This window comes from Microcoleus sp. PH2017_35_SFW_U_B (genome assembly GCF_020737865.1).
GTDB lineage: Bacteria > Cyanobacteriota > Cyanobacteriia > Cyanobacteriales > Microcoleaceae > Microcoleus.
In genome coordinates this window covers 288,626-305,208 of record NZ_JAEQDE010000021.1, presented here as the reverse complement: position 1 = coordinate 305,208, position 16,583 = coordinate 288,626, and the positions used below count along the sequence as shown (strand labels likewise).

The window sequence follows — 16,583 nt, the reverse complement described above, 5'->3', positions numbered from 1 at the left end:
TATCGAGAAGCTGGAGAAACAAATATGGCACAGGCACAACGGCTCGCTGGCTATGGTCTAGACGTTTTGAAGAAGCTGTTTAGAATGAAATAGCCCTGGTATTGTGCTGAGAATAACTGCGTCCCGTCATCAATGCCACAACTAAACCCCGCACCGATTTCGATGCACCAAAATCCTTTATTTCGGGTAATTTTAGCACTGGTAAAGGCGTGACAAACATCTTGGCTTTGCCAGAATCAGTGGGAAATTTGGGTTCGGTAAAAATCCGCCCGCTGATGGTAAATTCCTCTTTAGTTTCATCAATTGTTGCGATTTTTTCATAGCCGGGAATGGTTTGAGCAATCAATTGCCGCACGTACTTGGTATCTTGAAGCTGGCGCCAGTCTACCGGATAAGTGCCGTGAATTCTGGCAGCCAATTCTGTCAAGAAATGCACTTCAGAAATCAAATCAGCATCTTTGAGATGAGTTTCACCTTCATCATTGAAGCGCACAAAATTATTACCCGATTCTACCGTTGTCTTGTGGGGATTTTCAAAGCGATTCAGCACCGGCAGAACAATTGTATTGTGCTTTGCTAATCCGCTAAAATGTCCTAAGTTTGGTTTGGTGGCGAGGTAAATAATGGTTTCAATCTTGCCTAAAGCGCGTTTGGCTTCAGTTAAATCTGGGTTGGCGCCGTACAAGTTGCCGCCCAAACAGATTAGCGTATCGACTTTGCCTGCATCTGCTGCTTCAATGAGCGATCGAGTTTCATAACCCTTAACACGGCTCAGGGGACGCCCCAACAGCTTTTCGAGAGCGGCTTGAACTTCTTTTTTCAGCTTCACAGTCACGCCCATAGAGCCGAATCCTTGGACGTTTGAGTGTCCTCTCACCGGCAATAATCCCGCCCCGACTTTGCCGACATTTCCCGTCATCAAAGCTGTATTGGCGATGCTGAAAATATTATCTACGGCATTCTGTTGTTGAGTAATTCCCATCGCCCAACCGAAGACAACTCGCTTGGAATTGCCGATTATTTTGGCTGCTGCCTCAATTTCTGGTTGAGAAACTCCGCAGGTTTGAGTAATAGTTTTCCAGTCGGTTTCACGGGCGTGTTGCACTACTGCTTCCCAGTTTTCTGTATAAGATTGCAAATATTCTTCATCGAGCAATCCTTGTTCAATTACAGCTTTTTGAATCCCGACAAATAGGGCTGTATCACTGCCGGGAATTGGCTGCAAGTAGAGCGACGAAATCTCGGAACCTGGGACGAGAGATTTGAGGGGAAATGCTGGAGAAGCAAACTTGACTAAACCGATTTCCATCACTGGATTGATGACAATTATTTTACCGCCTTGTTCGCGGATTTTAATTAATTCGTTCATCAATCGGGGATGGTTGTAGGAAGAATTGCTACCCGCGAGTACGACGCAATCTGCTTGCTTTAAGTTTTCTAAACTGACTATGGAGGTGCCGGTGCTAAACATTTCCTTTAACCCGGTGGTCGAGGGAGCGTGGCACAAATCTGAACAATCTGCTAAGTTGTTAGAGCCGATCGCCCTCATCAACAATTGCAGCAGAAAAGCCGCCTCGTTGGAAGAGCGACCCGAACTATAAGAAGCTACTCGTTGCGGGCTTTTACGAAATCCAGCCTCGGCAATTTCATAGACTTCTTGCCATGAAATGCGATCGTAATGAGATGCACCAGCCCGCAAAATCATCGGAAAACTCAACCTTCCCAGCCTATCTGCTTCCCTGGAAGTTAATGGTTGGAGTTCTGCAATACTGTGCTGTTGAAAATAGTTAGTCGAGATAGCAGGTTTAATTTCAGCCGAAATTGCTTCAACACTTTTCATACACCGCTGAAGTTTTTCGCCATCTTCATTCGTAAAGCCTCCTTTCTGCCCGCCAGTGCCCCAAGCACAGGACAAACAAGCACTTTTGTGCAGCAAAGTTTGCCAAAGTTTCGGGCCTTCCGGCGACAAAGTATGCTTTGCCCAATATTCAATTATGGGCAAACCGCCGCCGATGTCTGGCGTTTCGTCATTTTTGTCGCTAAATGGCGGAACGGGTTGGATATTTTGGGAGTTGGTGTCCATACGGTTTATTTTTTGTTTGAATTGCGAATTGATGTACAGTTAAGTTTATTACTATAATTTACCGCAAATTTACAGCCCATAAATTAGTCAATAGATAGATTTCTTAAAGGTACGTTGTTGCGCTTGAGCGCTCTTTGCTATAAATAGTAGTTCCGAATTAATTGTACGGGATTTTGCTAGATAGATTTCTTAAAGGTACGTTGTTGCGCTTGAGCGCTCTTTGCTATAAATAGTAGTTCCGAATTAATTGTACGAGATTTTGCTAGATAGATTTCTTAAAGGTACGTTGTTGCGCTTGAGCGCTCTTTGCTATAAATAGTAGTTCCGAATTAATTGTACGGGATTTTGCTTGAAATGCTTACAAGCGTAAAGAGTATTTCTGAATTTTGCCTGGTTACTTATGAAAGAGCGCTGAAGCGCAACTACGTACCTTAAGAGCGCTGAAGCGCAACTACGTACCTTAAGAGCGCTGAAGCGCAACTACGTACCAAAGAGCGCTGAAGCGCAACTACGTACCTTAAGAGCGCTGAAGCGCAACTACGTACCTGTAGCTTTACTTCTTCTTATTTAACGCCTGCTTGCCAAACCCAAGACAAAGCAATCGATCGCCCTCAGCGACATTTGGGTCATTCTGTAAATAATCCCCCAACCACTCGCAACTCCGAGCAATAATATTATTTAGCTCCAAATTCTCCACAGGTAACAGAATTACAGTCCGATCCCTGCTAGCAAAACCCAGAGTTTTGCTGTCAGAACTAAAAGTAACGCTCAACACCCGATCGCTCGATTCCAAAGTCTTCGATAGCAGCGCCTTCTTGCCGTCAAAATTCCACAGCTTAACAGTATTTCCCGCACTCGCTGCCGCAATCAATTTGCCGTCTGCGCTGAAACTCACGCTTTCCACAGTATCGCTGTGGTTCAGTTTTTCAGTTAAATTAGCTGTCTTACCATCAAAAGCCCACAAGTAAACTTTTTTGTCAGCACAACCAGCAGCAATAGTCTTACCATCTGGACTGAAACTGACATTTCTTACACTGTCTGCGTGATCGAGAGATTTCAGCATCTTCGCCGATGTACCGTTAAATTGCCAGAGGTAAACTCTCTTTTCTCCAGCCATTTCAGCATCATTTTGTGTTTCACTTGCTTTATTCTCAGCAGCGGTAGCAGTAGCAATTGTTTTGCCGTCAGGGCTGAAACTAACGCTAATTACTGGATTGCTGTGATCGAGTTTTGCAAGCATTGTTGCTTTAGTACCGTTCCAGCGCCAGAGATACAATTTGCGATCGGCACTGGCGGCGGCAATTATCTTGCCATCTGGACTAAAACTCACGCTTCTCACAAGGCCACTATGACGCAGGGTATCTAACAGTTTCCCGTTTAAACTCCAGACTTTCACGGTTTTGTCATCGCTGGCAGAAGCCACAGTTTTATTGTCTGGCGAAAAGCTCGTCCAGGTAACAGAATCCTTGTGGTCTGTTAAGGTTTTGATTAAACTCCCATCAGGGCGCCAAAGTCTTACCGTATTATCGCCACTAGCAGATGCAATTGTTTTGCCGTCCCCACTAAAACTGACTTTATAAACCCAATCTCCATGCCCGGATAAAATCTTATTCAACGGAGTGCTGTTTGGTTGCCAAAGTTTCACCATCTTGTCCTTGCTGGCGGAAGCAATCGTGCCGTCGCTGCTGAAAGTTACGGCCCTCACGTCGTCTTGATGTCCTCGAAAAGTGTTGAGCAAATTGCCGCTGCGACTCCAAATTTTTACGGTATCGTCGGCGCTGCCTGTAACTATTTTTTCGCCGTCGCGACTGAAACTCGCGCTGACAACTCCGTCGTTGTGTCCTTTGAGAGTTTTGATTTCCTCACCCTTTCGATTCCAAATTTTGGCTGTGGTGTCGGCACTGGCTGAGACGATTTGTTGGCTGTCGGGACTGAACTTCACGCTGTAAACAATGTCAGAATGTTTGGTTAATGTTTTGGGATTAATTTGAAATTTCTGGGTTTTACCTTTGCGATTCCAAAGTTTGATAGTTTTGTCAACACTTGCGGTCGCAATTGTTTTGCCGTCGGGGCTGAAACTGACGCCGAGCACCCAGTCTTTGTGTTTGGTTAAGGTTTGCAGCAATTTTTTTGTTTCCAGGTTCCAGATTTTGACGGTGTTGTCGTGACTCCCGGAAGCTAGGGTTTTGCCGTCGGGGCTGAAACTGACGCTGGTAACAATTTTGGTGTGGCCGGATAAAGTTACGATCGCACTTTTGTCGTTATCCACTTGCCAAATTTTAATTGTGCGATCGGCGCCACCAGTTGCGATCGTTTTCCCATCCGGGCTAAAACTAACACTCGTCACGCTATCGCCGTGCTTGAAAGTCTTTAATAACTTACCTTCTTTGCTCCACAATTTAACCGTTTTGTCAGCACTTGCCGAAGCAACTGAATTGCCATCTGGACTCACACTCACATCCAAAACAAACTTGCTGTGCTGCTCAAAACGGTTGCGTTCTTGCACCCCCGAAACTGCTTGTCTGAGCCTCTCAGCAATCTTATTTTTAGTATCCACAGGCAGCGCCGTACTTTTCAGAGAATCGCGACCGATTTTGATACTATTTTCCAACACTCCTAATTGATTTTTTTCATTAGAAAGCACCAAAGCCTCCGATGCGGAATTTAGGGCATCAGTCCGACTTGTTTCTGCTTCTTGCCGCGCGCTTTCTGCTAATTTTGCTTGCTCGAATCCTATCCAAGAAACACCTCCGAGTACCAGCACTCCTAGAATCGCCGCCCGCAATTGCCATCTCCGAGTTTGATAAAGTTGAGCTTCCGCTTGGTGCTGTTTGTCTCTAGCTAAGCGCTGGTTGTCTCTAGCTTCCGACAGCAAAGCATCTCGCTCTCTGTCTTTACGAATTTGTTCAATTTCATCTCGGTTAATTTGGTTTTGCTTGCGTAGTTCCTCAAATTCTGCTTTTTTATCTAATTCCTGCTGCTGGCGGATGAAGCTAACTAGATAGTCGTGAACGAGCTGATAAAGCTCTGCCGGCAGTTCAGTCCACCGAAAAACTAAACCGGATTTGACTAACAGTTCTAAGACTAAATCTAATTTATCAGTGGCTGCAAATATCGCTAGATCGGAGGCTAATTCGGCGCGGGTTTTCAGGGGGCGAATCTCATCTTCATCTGTGAGAAAATACAATATTCGGCGAGCAGCCCCTTCATTTTCTGGCCCGCAATCTTTGATGACTTCTTCGAGAAATCTTTCGACTAATTTTTGTTGGGGACTGTTGCCCAGTTCCTGATATTGAGTTAAAGTTCTAATGTCCTCTTGTTGGAGTTGAGCGCCCACAAGTTGCAGTTCGATCGGGCGGACTTCTCCCAATTCTCCAGCTAAATCTTTGACTAATTCTTCGATCAGCTCCGGTTCTAAGTAAAACTGCGATCGTTCAGTTAAAGTGCGAATTACCGCTCGCGCATCGCCCTGGGAAAAATTACCCAAATAAAACAGAATATCTTTGCTGAGAACGTCCGCTAAAATATCATTGTTGATAAATTTTGTTGGGTTTTTGGGTCGGGAAAATTCCAGCAAATAGTGCAGGTAATCTTCCCGCAAAGACAGGACGACTTTTAAATACTTGATTGTCAAGCATTCCCGCAAAAAATCAAAGAATATCTGTCTTTCCGCAGGCTCTTTCCACACGAAAAAGAATTCTTCAAATTGGTCAAATATCAGAACAGTTACTAGATGTTCTGAGTTTGTTTGCAACTCTTTGATGATTTTCTCATATTCGATCGCCTGTTTTTCGACAATTACTTCTACAGGCTGTGACTGCTCAATCCGATCCTGATTTACTCCAACCGAGCCGCCGTTAAATTCCTGCCGCAGATTGCCGTTGGCTGCGCCTGCTGCGCTCAAATCTCCCGAAGCCGATCCCGGTACTGCATCGAAAATGTCGCGATCGAATATTTCAGCTTTCCCGGCAGATAACTGTCTGGTCAATTCCCGCGGCCAGTTGTTGTAAACTTGCAGCACTACAGGCAAAACAGTCCGCATTTCGATCTTTTTTTGCTTGAGAGCCGGCACTAATCCCCCGGTGACAATTGAACTTTTGCCAACTCCAGACTGACCGTAAATTACTGTCAGTTTGTCCGGGGTATTGTTCATCCTATATATCAAGCGATTGAGGTCTGCTTCTCTACCGGAAGCGGTAATTTCGTCAGCAATAGTAGGAGCGGCGGCAACTGTTTCGGCGGGATTAATCGCTTCTCTGTGTGGCTGCAATTTTCCGGCTCCAATAAAAGCTCGGAAGCGATACGTATGTTCTACCGCTCGATAATCTTGCTTAAGCTGAAATGCTTTGAGATATTCTCCCCGCTGAAAATAGAATCCTCGCAGCATTTCTAAAACCCGCAAATACAGTTGCGGGTTGTAGCAAGGTTCGGTTTGCGATCGAGCTAGCTCTAAATGTGCGATCGCCTCCTCAATCTCGCCCAACTCGCTCTGAGCCTCTGCTAAAATTAACAGATATAAGCCTAGATGCTGCGATGTTAGAGGCGTTGCGTGTCCCGTCGCTTCAAATTTTGAGTTGAGAGCTTGTAGGGCGACTAAAGCCCATTCTTTCGCCCCTTGCCAATTCTTTTGCTCTAAGGCTACTCTAGCCAAAAAGCCGTAATCTTGAGCCAAATTAACTGTTGAGTTTTCCATATTTTCATGTAACCTCCGAGCTTTGATAGCTAAATTCCAGAGTGCATCCCAATCTTCTAAATGCTGCAATACTTCGCCGAGTTGATTGATGAATATACCGACGGCATCCGGCTGTCCCGCACGTTCTATAACATCAATACATTGCTGAAAATAATTTTTAGCTTCCGTCCAGTAAGGACGGTTGCCACTGCGGTGTTTTTCTGCTTGAAAACGGTAGCAAAGACCGATGTGAAATACTAGAATTCCCTCTAATACTGGTGCAGGGTGAACGGTAAATAATAAATCGCTAAATTCTGTTTTTGGGCCGATAAATGCTACTTGATACTTCCAAAAACTGAGACTTTTTTGATACAATTCAAGAGCTGCATGGATGCGATGACCAGCATATTCGTCTCGACCGCGAATAAATTGCAAGCTTGCTTCAATAGCTGGTTCTAACCTGATGTTGCAAGTTTGCAAGTCTTGTCTCGCCGACTCTAATTCAGCTAAAGAATTGGCTCCGAGAATGGCAGAGTTACTTAAACGCCATTTGCCGCTTTCTAAAATCTTAGCAAAAATGCGATCGCAACTTTTGCCCAAAAAATCCACCAACTCGTCTGGGCCCAGCACAAATTCAACACTTGTCGTCCAAGTCTCGATATCTGTGACTAACCGAATCAGTTTTTTTAAGATTTTGTCTGTCACCCACAGCACCACTGGGAAGGGAAAATTATTGCGAAATTCTTCCCTGACGTAGTTGGTAGATGTCAGTACGCGATCGATCGCACTTACCGATTCCAATCCAAACACCATTAAAGCTTGAGGCTGGCTGCCTTCAAGTTCGGTTTCTATCGTCGTGTACAGAGTTTTAACAGATTTCGGGAGGACAATTTCTCGAATCTCGACACCAGACTGCTGCCGCAATTGCCGTACAGTTTGTTCTCGCATCGCACTGTAATTGCACCGCACCAAAATCAGCGAAAATTGCCCCTGAGACATTGAAAGAGTCCGGGAGAGAGTTTGCAGCGCACTTTTATTTTGCTCTGCTGCGGTGTCTTGGTGGCAGTGCGAATTAACCATAATATTTGAAAATCCTGATAGATATAGATGCTTTCAGTTGACAGTTGATAGTTGACAGTTGACAGTTGACAGTTGACAGTTGACTGTTGATACCAATTTAATGTGAAGTTGCATATATCTCGATCCCCCTAAATCCCCCTTAAGAAGGGGGACTTTGAGGATATTTCTTGTCCCCCCCCCTTATTAAGGGGGGTTAGGGGGGATCGGATTCGGGAGTAGCCTCTAACATCACAATTATTCAGAGTTCTATTCTCTCTCTGTGTCCTCTGTGTTCTCTGCGGTTAAATCATTCCTATGCAACGGTCAACGATATAATAAATATAGCCTTTCTCAAAAAGATGAGGTATGCCTGACAGCTTATATAACCAATTAAACTCTTAGGGCTAAAGCCCAACAACGTACCTTGTTTTTAGCTGCCCGTACCTCAGCTCTGAAACTGTCCGATTATATTAGCCGATCGCCCTTAAAACATACCCGAAGAAATACATACTCTGTTATTATCATAATCTCAGGAAAATCAACCGGATTTTACTGATTTTTTTTACCCTCGGTGGCTCACATTCTCCCGAGCAAAAAAGTCGTGAAGCGTAGCTATCCCGTAGGGAATCGCCAAAAATCCCACAAATCTGATGCAGTTATTCGCAAACGGCTGAAATCTTGCATTCCCTGCTTTGCTGGCCCCTCGCCGCACTGAGATAAACTACGGGCGGCGGTTCCTCAATGACAACTTGCACATTTTCGATCGCATTTTCGATCAGAATTTTATCAATCTCCATATCTAAATTAGTAGCTGAAAAATCAGGTCGATCCCAATCTTCGCTTTCTTCAATGAGGATTGTTGTGGTTGGTGCCGCCATCTCTAAATCAAGCTCATCACCTAAATTAGAAACTTGCTTGTTTGGCTCGATTTTCTGACCGGTATCAGTAGCTAAAACTTGAGTGTTATTGGCAATTAGTACGATCGGCAGTGCTACCATTGCACTTATCGTTTGTCGCGCCGTGCTTTTCCTCATAATCTCCTCCTAGTATCAACTAAATTTTGGTGCTGCTATAAATTTAAACATCGGCCGCTACTTGACTGCGCTGCTATTATTTAATCGTCGCTTATTTTCGAGAAAATATACCCGATATGTGACACTTCGGGGCAAGTTTGCCTGACGGAGGGTATCCGGCTAACTCTTCCCGTTTCTATTGATTACTTGAAAACTCTTAAACAATCAGGTTTTCCTGTAAGTAATTTTGGAAAGGAGGGTAAATAGGTACGTAGTTGGGCTTTAGCCCTCTTGGGACATATAGCCTTTCTCTAAAAGGTTCGCGGAGCAATTTTGTGAGAAAAAGCTTGACATCGTAAGGGTTGCAGCATACATCGGCATACCTCATCTTTCGCTCGAAAGGCTATATATCTAAAGAGGGCTGAAGCCCAACTACGTACCTTGATTGATTGGACAGAATTCTCGTTACCAGGAAGAGTCTGGTAATGCAGAGTGGCGAGGAAGAGCCACCAGCAAAATCGAGACGGTTGCTACTTAGTCAAACCGTGTTCGAGAGCGTAGCGAACCAACTCAGTACGGCTGTTAGTACCAGTTTTGCTAAACAAACGGCTGACGTACTTTTCCACATTCCGCACGCTAGTTTCCAAGCGGCGGGCAATTTCCTTATTCATCAAACCTTGAGCAACCAAATCCAAAACACTTTGCTCTCGCGGAGTCAAATCAATTTTAACCGACGAACTACTTTGGACGATCGCACTCCGCCCGCTTAGCAAAGACTCAATTCTCGCCATTTGGCTGGCCAAAGCAGCAATATCAGGACTTTCAGCATTGCCGCCCGTCTCCTTAGCCGCCGCGCGGCGGGCGAGCAAATTCGTGACAATTGCCACTAACTCGTCGGGATCGAAGGGTTTAGAAAGATAAGCATCGCAGCCTGCTTGATAGCCTTGAATGCGATCGCCAGTCATCCCCTTAGCCGTCAAAAACACCACCGGCAAAGCCTTATAGCGAGGATCTTCCCGCACTTGCTTGAGAAACTGATAGCCGTCCACCTGCGGCATCATAATATCTGAAATCACCAAATCCGGATTCATCTGCTGCAAGAGTTCCCAGCCATCCCGAGCATTACTGGCAACCTCAACCGAAAAATCGCTATCTTCCAAATAAGCTTGTACTGCTTCCCGCAAGCCCGGTTCATCATCTACCAATAATAGTCTTGCTGACATATCCCTTACCCTTACGTTTTACCACTATTATCTTTTAATTTAGCCGAATTCAACTATTTTTTCACTCCATCTATAGAAGCAACTCCAAAAATTGCGATTAAACTCAAAAGTTTTGAGTTGGGTTTCGATCCAACAGACAAGATTACAAAAATAGTTAGGACTGGCTTTCCGGCCCATCCCACAACAATCATTTTTTCTGGGGCGATTCTCCAGATCGTCGTCCCACAAAAATGATTGTTGTGGGACGATGCTCAGATCGTCGCCCGAAAAATTGATCAAAAAGACTTTTACCAGAAAGAATTGGTTGAAAGCCCGATCGGGAGGAATTAAAATCAGACTATTGATTATTCCAATCCTCGGACTTAAAGGTAGAGGTCGTTCTTCAACTGTCAACTGTCAACTGTTGAAAATCTTGTCTATTCTTAAAGCCTTCCCAATTAAACTTTTGAACGATCGGTCAAAATTTCATAACCGGTATCCGTCACCAACACAGTATGCTCGAACTGAGCAGACATAGCATTGTCAACCGTTACAGCAGTCCACTTGTCAGCAAGCGTCCGAGTGTACTTAGAACCTGCATTCAAAATCGGTTCGATCGCCAATGTCATACCCGATCGCAATTTCACGTTAGGCATTTCGCGGGTGCGGAAATTGAAAACCGACGGTTCCTCGTGCAAATTGCGCCCGACACCGTGGCCTGTAAACTCCTCAACAATGCTAAAACCGTTGCTTTTGACATGATCTTCGATCGCACCAGCGAGATCGAGCAAATAAGCACCAGCCTTGACTTGTTCGATACCTTTATAGAGAGCTTCTTCTGCAACTCTAATTAATTTTGCCGATTCCGGTGTCACTTCCACAACTGCGATCGTGATGCAAGAATCGCCGTGAAAACCTTGATAATATGCTCCCGTATCTACTTTGAGAACATCTCCGGATCGAATTACTTTTTTAGGGCTGGGGATGCCGTGAACAACTTCGTTATTAATGCTAGAACAAATTGAACCAGTAAAACCGTGATAACCTTTAAAACTCGGAGTTGCACCCATTTCACGGATGCGTCTTTCGGCATAAACATCCAAATCAGCAGTAGTCATTCCCGGTTTTACAAGTTGAGAAATTTCTTTCAGAACCGTGGCGACAATTTTCGCTGCTTGCCGCATTATTTCGATTTCGCGTTCAGACTTAATTTCAATGCCTCGACGCTGTTTTGTGACTTGGGGTTCTTTAGTTGGGCCAGAAAGCAGACTGCTAAAAATATTCATGTATTGAATGTCAGGTAATTTTGTGATTTGAGGGCGGGTATAGCAGTGGACAGTTGACAGTGGACAGTTGACAGTTGCACAGTCAGGAAATCAAACCGTTGATGCTATGGGTTAGGAGGCTCTATTCATGAGGTTATTTATGTCCTCATCGCTGGGGCGATTGCTATAAAAGCAAAAAACGGCAAATATTGGGTTTTTTGGGGAAAAACGGGTTTGTTGTTCCGAGCTGTCGATCGCTTGTCCTTTAGCGGGGGGGGGGGGGGGGGGGGGGGGGGGGGGGGGGGGGGGGGGGGGGGGGGGGGGGGGGGGGGGGGGGGGGAGGGGGGGGACAGGGGGAGAATGGGAACAATCCTCTTTTTTCCTTCTTCCCTCTTCCTTCTGACTAATGACAACTGACTAATGACTTCTTATTTATTTCCAGTTTTGCCACGAACTATTGAAGATAGAAGTACCCGGAAATGCGATCGGATTCTTATTTTGCTGCAACCGCAACTGCAACGCCTCCAAATTTGGCTCGCGGGAGGGCAATTCGTCCACCAATTCATAGGGTAAAATCCCCTTTTCTAGGGAAAAAGCAGCCGTAACTCCCGCAGCAGCCCCAGCAGACCATTCAAAGGAATGCACTCGATAAGCAGCCGCTGCCGTGTGGCTGACAGCAATACTTTTACCCGCCACTAACATATTGTCAATCTTCTGAGGAATCATTGCCCGCAGGGGAATTTGGAACGGATAAGCCGATCCTTGACCTTTGCGAGTGCCTTCGCGTTCGGTGTTTCCCGGTGCTTCTGGCGGGCTGTTGGTCATGCAGGGGTGAAAGTCGATCGCATAATGACCGATACCTACACTATCAGGATAAATCGTGGCGCGCGATCGCGATTTTGTCTCCTCAACAGACTGAATTCCCACAGCCAAAGCCGGCGCATTCAAGCCTCCCAAAGCCAGCCACAAATTGCGATACTCTTGTTCCGACAAATTCTGGCGGTAAAAATCCGTCTTAAAATCATTGCGAGACATATCAACTTCCCACACCGTAAAACCTTGAGGTTGAGTAAAAGTCGGCCGCCCAATAATCCGCCGCCCCTCCCGCATATAAGGATACTTAGAAAGTCCGTGAACCGTCCCCATGGGCGAATCCAAGCCGCTCAAAAAGCGATTGTTAGGATAAGGCTTTTTCACTCCATTACCTAATTGCGAGTCAGTGGTTCCTGCTACCAGCCAGTAGAAATATCCTTTCGCATTCTCTTCACCGCGGCGCAAAGTTTCCGCGCGCAAACCGCCCATCCAGCCACCCGGTTGCAGTTGACCGTTTGCTGCCAATTGCGATCGAGAATAAATTAAATTATCCTCGGCAGAACCGGGACGGTAATCATTCCCCCACGTCCAGTTTTGCATGGAAATATCCCCAGGATAAATCGGGAATTGCTTCGGGTCGGCAGGGCGCGGCTCATCCGGTCTCATGCTCCTAATTTGGCGGTAGCTAAAAACTAGCGGAAAACTAGCTAATCTCGCTAATTCATAACTGTAGTAAGGAGCGTATTGTTGATAGAAAGACGGCTGTTGGTGCTGCTGCGGTTCCTTCGTTGCCTCCATGGCAAAAGTGTAGGTAAAACCTTGGGTGCAGTAAGTGTCGCCGTTGGGGCTGGCGGAGGAAGGTTCCAGAGGAGAACGCGGGTCAATTCCCAGGCGGTAGGGAACATCGGCAAGTCCGATTAATTCGCCTGTTTCAGTCGCATCTACCACGAACCAATCTGCACCTCTCGGTTGGGATTTTGACTGGTTTGGTGGTTTGGAAGTAAACCGAATAATAGTTTTGTTAAATCGCGCCGAGTTTTCGTAGCGATAGGCATCTTCGATGGTTTGAGACAGAGTTTCGGTGTTGATTGGCGGGGTGTTGGCGGCTGGTTTGTGTTGAATGCCGATCGCACTTTTAATCTGTTGGCCCCCAACCGCATTCCCCGCCGAGGCCGGAGTAACTGCTAGTTCTTTAATCACCGTATTGGGAAACCATTTCAGCTTCCCTTTGCCTTTTTCTGCGGCATCTTGCAAAATGTCAGATAGAATTTTGTGGCCGTTGTAGGGCATAAAACAGGAATAGCTAACCCAACAGCCGCCGGGATTTAGTCTCCCGTAATGTTCCTTGATGCGCTGCCGCAGTTCTAGGTAGCCGCGCGGGTAAAATAAGAGCGATCGCTGAGTGTCTCTTTCATCTAGTGCGGAGGTTCCCTGGGAGGAAATTTGACCGCCCAGCCAGTCAGTAATTTCGGTGATGCAAACGGTGCGCCCCGCCAGCAAACCTTCGTAGGCGGTAGCAGCACCTGCTAGCCCGCCACCGGCTACGAGAATGTCGCAAGTTTCCTCTTTGTCGGGATTGCGAGGAAGCGCAGCCAAGGCTGGGGTAATAGCCGAGAGGGAGGTAATCAGGCTGAGGGTGAAGGTGACGAGCGATCGACCTTTGAGCGAAGAAAATAGATACCGTCGCAGTTTAATCGGAGATTGTGGAATCAATTTAGACATAAGTGAACAACACTCATCGCATCCAAATGTTTATTTTGCAGTATACTGGTATTTCGCCGTGTTGTCAGGGCAAACTTTTTTATACAAGAGGCATAAATACCATCAACAACTATATAAAAGCAGGATAAACCTTATGCTTAAAATCGTCAAATTTTTTAGATCTTTGATTCCTTTTGAGAGTTTAACAATTACGACAAGTTTAACTTTTTCGGAAGTTTTGCACAGGTTGGACGAAGTTGTCACTCCTCCCAAACTTTTTAGAGTAACTCTACCCTTCGGCCCGCCACCTGCAAAACCTTACGAAGGAACAATTTCTGGCAATACCTTCAAAATCAGTCGCATCATCACGGGCCGCAATTCATTTTTGCCAATTATCGAAGGAGATATCCATTCTCAACCGTTTGGTTGTTCCATCAAAATTAGGCTGACTTTACATAAAATAGTCCTAGCATTTATGATTCTTTGGCTGTGGACAACGGGCAGTATTGGAATGTTTGCTTTATTTGCTTGGTTAGTAGAACCCTCTGTGGGCCCAATATTTTTACCGATATTAGGAATGTTTATTTTTGCATGGCTTTTGTGTTTGATTCCTTTTAAAATAGAAGCAAAATCAGCTATAAAATTTATGTCAATTCTCTTAACATAAAGTAACTTGTTGCGGGATTTTGTGAGCTATAAGGCAATACCGTTTACTGATATAGCGCCCTGGGGGTAAAATCCGATGAGAAATAGATACGGAGATTGCTTCGTTCCTCTCTTCGGACTATCTTAAGTAAACCGTATTGAGCTATAAGGCGTGCATCTGGTTGTTGAAGCCTGAAGAAGCATGACCGCATATAAGTTATTAGTTATAATTTTATATTTACTGCGGTCATGCTTCGCCCCTACGGATATATTTGCTAAAACCAGATGCACCCGTTATAAGATTTAAAATAATCCGCGTCAATCGCCGTTCATCTGCGGTTAAAAATTCCAAACTTATGCGTCAAAACGAACTCAAACAAAAAATCAAACAAGGCGAAACAGTCCTCGGCTTATTTATGAACTGCGCCTATCCCGCATTCATGGAAATCTGCGGTCATGCTGGATTTGATTTCGCCGTCATCGACATGGAACACGGCCCCCTGCACCCGCTAGCGGCTGAAGATTTGTGCCGCGCCGCCGACTGCGTCGGAATTGCACCCATCGTCCGCGTCCGCAAAAACGACGGCCCACAAATTCAACGAGCTCTCGACATCGGCAGCGCAGGGGTTCAAATACCTCAAATTGAAAGCAAAATCGATGCCGAAATCGCTGTCAAAAGCGCTAAATACAGTCCTCTGGGCGCGCGCGGCCTTTCTTTCGCTACGCGGGCGGGACGTTATACTGCTGCGGGCGTTGATATCACGGACAAACTCAATGAAGAATCCTTGGTGGTGATTCACATCGAAGGTAAAGGTGGCATCGAGAACCTGGCAGAAATTGTGACAGTCCCTCATATTGATGTGATTTTTTTGGGGCCTTACGATCTGTCACAGTCGATCGGCATTCCGGGCCAAGTTCGCGATCGGCGAGTCATCGACATGATGCAGGAAGCAGTGCAAACCATCCGCAAAGCAGGTAAAGCAGCAGGTACTTTTGCCGACAACCCGGAAATCGCCAAGCAGTGGATTGATGCTGGCGTTCAGTACGTTGCAGTTGGGGTCGATGTTGCCGTCTTCCTGCGGGCTTGTCAGTCGCTAGTCAAAGCAGTGCGGAATTAATTTGCTAAGTAAATCCACTTAATTAAATGTGAAATAGCGATCGCTAAAAAGCTTGCTGTGTATGTCTTTTTACCTCTTCCCTCTTCCTTCTTCCCTCTTCCCTCTTCCCTCTTCCTTCTTCCTTCTTTACGATATCTTTGCAAATTTTGTAGTATTTTTTACGACTCATTCAAAAAACCTGAGCTAGAGTAGAAGTATAAACCTTCTTAAGGCAAAACTTAAGAGGGGAGCAAGGCTTAAAGGAGAATAATTCATGAAAACCATATTAGAATCCATTCATTTGGACTATGCTTTCATGTTTACTTTTAAGAAGGTAAACTCGATTAAGCTAGAAGGTTTCAAGCCATTTTTTAACGATATGCCTGTAGATCCTTATATTAAAGGCAAGTATCGTTCGAGAAGATTGTCGCGGTTTGTCGTGAACGGGAATGAGTTAGTTAAGTTACCTCACGGCTATTTGTTTCAAAGCAAAGAGTACAATCCGGTGGTGGGCGACATCCGGCGGGAATTTGCTGAATTGGACGATCGGCTAATTGCGCTCGATAACTTCAAACAACTGATTTTTGCTTTCTTCGATTCATGCAAAATTCACCCGGAAGCTGAAATCGGAGTGCATCAAATCAGGACGAGTTGTTCGCCGAAAAATTTCGGCAACCCCGCACCGGAAGGCATTCACCAAGACGGTACTGATTTTATCGCGATTTTCTCGGTCGATCGCACTAATATTGTGGGCGGGGAAACGCATTTGTATTTGGCGAAGAAAGAGAAGCCTGTTTTTAATAAAATTCTGCATCCGGGAGAATTGCTGTTAGTCAACGATCACGAGTTTTTTCACTTTACTACGCCGATTAAACCGGAAGTGGAAGGAGTCGGAACTAGGGATGTCTTTGTGATCACTTCTCCTAGTTTGCTTACTGATTGAGGATGAGGTATGTTGTTGCGCTTTAGCGCTAAAGCGCAACTATAGCGGTTCTCAGAAAGGTGAGGTACGTTGTTGGGCTTCAGCCCTCTT

At 45.5% G+C, this 16,583-nt stretch carries 10 protein-coding genes; 3 read left to right on the top strand and 7 right to left on the bottom strand.

The annotated features are described in order from the left end of the window. Window positions 1–79: 79 nt before the first annotated feature. The 6 genes from JGK36_RS02940 to JGK36_RS02915 form a co-directional block, all read right to left on the bottom strand. Complete coding sequence (locus JGK36_RS02940; protein WP_293195947.1) at window positions 80–2,083, bottom strand: FdhF/YdeP family oxidoreductase; 2,004 nt, start codon at window positions 2,081–2,083, stop codon at window positions 80–82. Window positions 2,084–2,636: 553 nt separating this feature from the next. After that, the gene (locus JGK36_RS02935) at window positions 2,637–7,835 is read right to left on the bottom strand and encodes a hypothetical protein (RefSeq protein WP_293189623.1); all 5,199 of its coding nucleotides are present in this window, start codon (window positions 7,833–7,835) and stop codon (window positions 2,637–2,639) included. Between the two features lie 635 nt (window positions 7,836–8,470). Next, complete coding sequence (locus JGK36_RS02930) at window positions 8,471–8,848, bottom strand: hypothetical protein (RefSeq protein ID WP_293175861.1); 378 nt, start codon at window positions 8,846–8,848, stop codon at window positions 8,471–8,473. Window positions 8,849–9,357: 509 nt separating this feature from the next. Next, window positions 9,358–10,050, bottom strand: a complete 693-nt coding sequence (locus tag JGK36_RS02925) for a response regulator transcription factor (protein ID WP_293155027.1) — start codon at window positions 10,048–10,050, stop codon at window positions 9,358–9,360. Between the two features lie 437 nt (window positions 10,051–10,487). Continuing rightward, window positions 10,488–11,315 (bottom strand): type I methionyl aminopeptidase, encoded by an 828-nt coding sequence (gene map, locus JGK36_RS02920; RefSeq protein WP_293175863.1) that lies wholly within the window; start codon window positions 11,313–11,315, stop codon window positions 10,488–10,490. A 411-nt stretch (window positions 11,316–11,726) separates the two neighbouring features. Next, on the bottom strand, window positions 11,727–13,829 hold the full coding sequence (locus JGK36_RS02915; protein ID WP_293175865.1) for an FAD-dependent oxidoreductase: 2,103 nt from the start codon (window positions 13,827–13,829) through the stop codon (window positions 11,727–11,729). Window positions 13,830–13,962: 133 nt separating this feature from the next. Between JGK36_RS02915 and JGK36_RS02910 the strand changes: the two genes are divergently transcribed. Together JGK36_RS02910 and JGK36_RS02905 are read left to right on the top strand one after the other, a co-directional pair. Beyond that, a complete protein-coding gene (locus tag JGK36_RS02910) occupies window positions 13,963–14,475 on the top strand; it encodes a hypothetical protein (RefSeq protein WP_293175867.1) in 513 nt (170 codons plus the stop codon). Window positions 14,476–14,809: 334 nt separating this feature from the next. After that, window positions 14,810–15,571, top strand: a complete 762-nt coding sequence (locus JGK36_RS02905) for an aldolase/citrate lyase family protein (protein WP_293175869.1) — start codon at window positions 14,810–14,812, stop codon at window positions 15,569–15,571. A 43-nt stretch (window positions 15,572–15,614) separates the two neighbouring features. Here JGK36_RS02905 and JGK36_RS02900 read toward each other — a convergent pair whose 3' ends face one another. Next, window positions 15,615–15,740 carry a hypothetical protein gene (locus tag JGK36_RS02900; RefSeq protein ID WP_293175871.1) on the bottom strand — a complete coding sequence of 42 codons (126 nt, stop codon included), beginning with the start codon at window positions 15,738–15,740 and terminating at the stop codon, window positions 15,615–15,617. 84 nt (window positions 15,741–15,824) lie between these two features. On the opposite strand from JGK36_RS02900, the gene JGK36_RS02895 reads away from it, so the two are divergent. Continuing rightward, a complete protein-coding gene (locus JGK36_RS02895; protein WP_293195945.1) occupies window positions 15,825–16,493 on the top strand; it encodes a 2OG-Fe dioxygenase family protein in 669 nt (222 codons plus the stop codon). Window positions 16,494–16,583 lie beyond the last annotated feature (90 nt).

What these genes read in the sequence shown, in the direction of transcription:
- JGK36_RS02895 (WP_293195945.1), top strand. Translation starts at nt 15,825, where the DNA reads ATGAAAACCATATTAGAATCCATTCATTTGGACTATGCTTTCATGTTT.
- JGK36_RS02925 (WP_293155027.1), bottom strand. Translation starts at nt 10,050, where the DNA reads ATGTCAGCAAGACTATTATTGGTAGATGATGAACCGGGCTTGCGGGAA.
- JGK36_RS02915 (WP_293175865.1), bottom strand. Translation starts at nt 13,829, where the DNA reads ATGTCTAAATTGATTCCACAATCTCCGATTAAACTGCGACGGTATCTA.
- JGK36_RS02935 (WP_293189623.1), bottom strand. Translation starts at nt 7,835, where the DNA reads ATGGTTAATTCGCACTGCCACCAAGACACCGCAGCAGAGCAAAATAAA.
- JGK36_RS02900 (WP_293175871.1), bottom strand. Translation starts at nt 15,740, where the DNA reads ATGAGTCGTAAAAAATACTACAAAATTTGCAAAGATATCGTAAAGAAG.
- JGK36_RS02905 (WP_293175869.1), top strand. Translation starts at nt 14,810, where the DNA reads ATGCGTCAAAACGAACTCAAACAAAAAATCAAACAAGGCGAAACAGTC.
- JGK36_RS02930 (WP_293175861.1), bottom strand. Translation starts at nt 8,848, where the DNA reads ATGAGGAAAAGCACGGCGCGACAAACGATAAGTGCAATGGTAGCACTG.
- map (WP_293175863.1), bottom strand. Translation starts at nt 11,315, where the DNA reads ATGAATATTTTTAGCAGTCTGCTTTCTGGCCCAACTAAAGAACCCCAA.
- JGK36_RS02910 (WP_293175867.1), top strand. Translation starts at nt 13,963, where the DNA reads ATGCTTAAAATCGTCAAATTTTTTAGATCTTTGATTCCTTTTGAGAGT.
- JGK36_RS02940 (WP_293195947.1), bottom strand. Translation starts at nt 2,083, where the DNA reads ATGGACACCAACTCCCAAAATATCCAACCCGTTCCGCCATTTAGCGAC.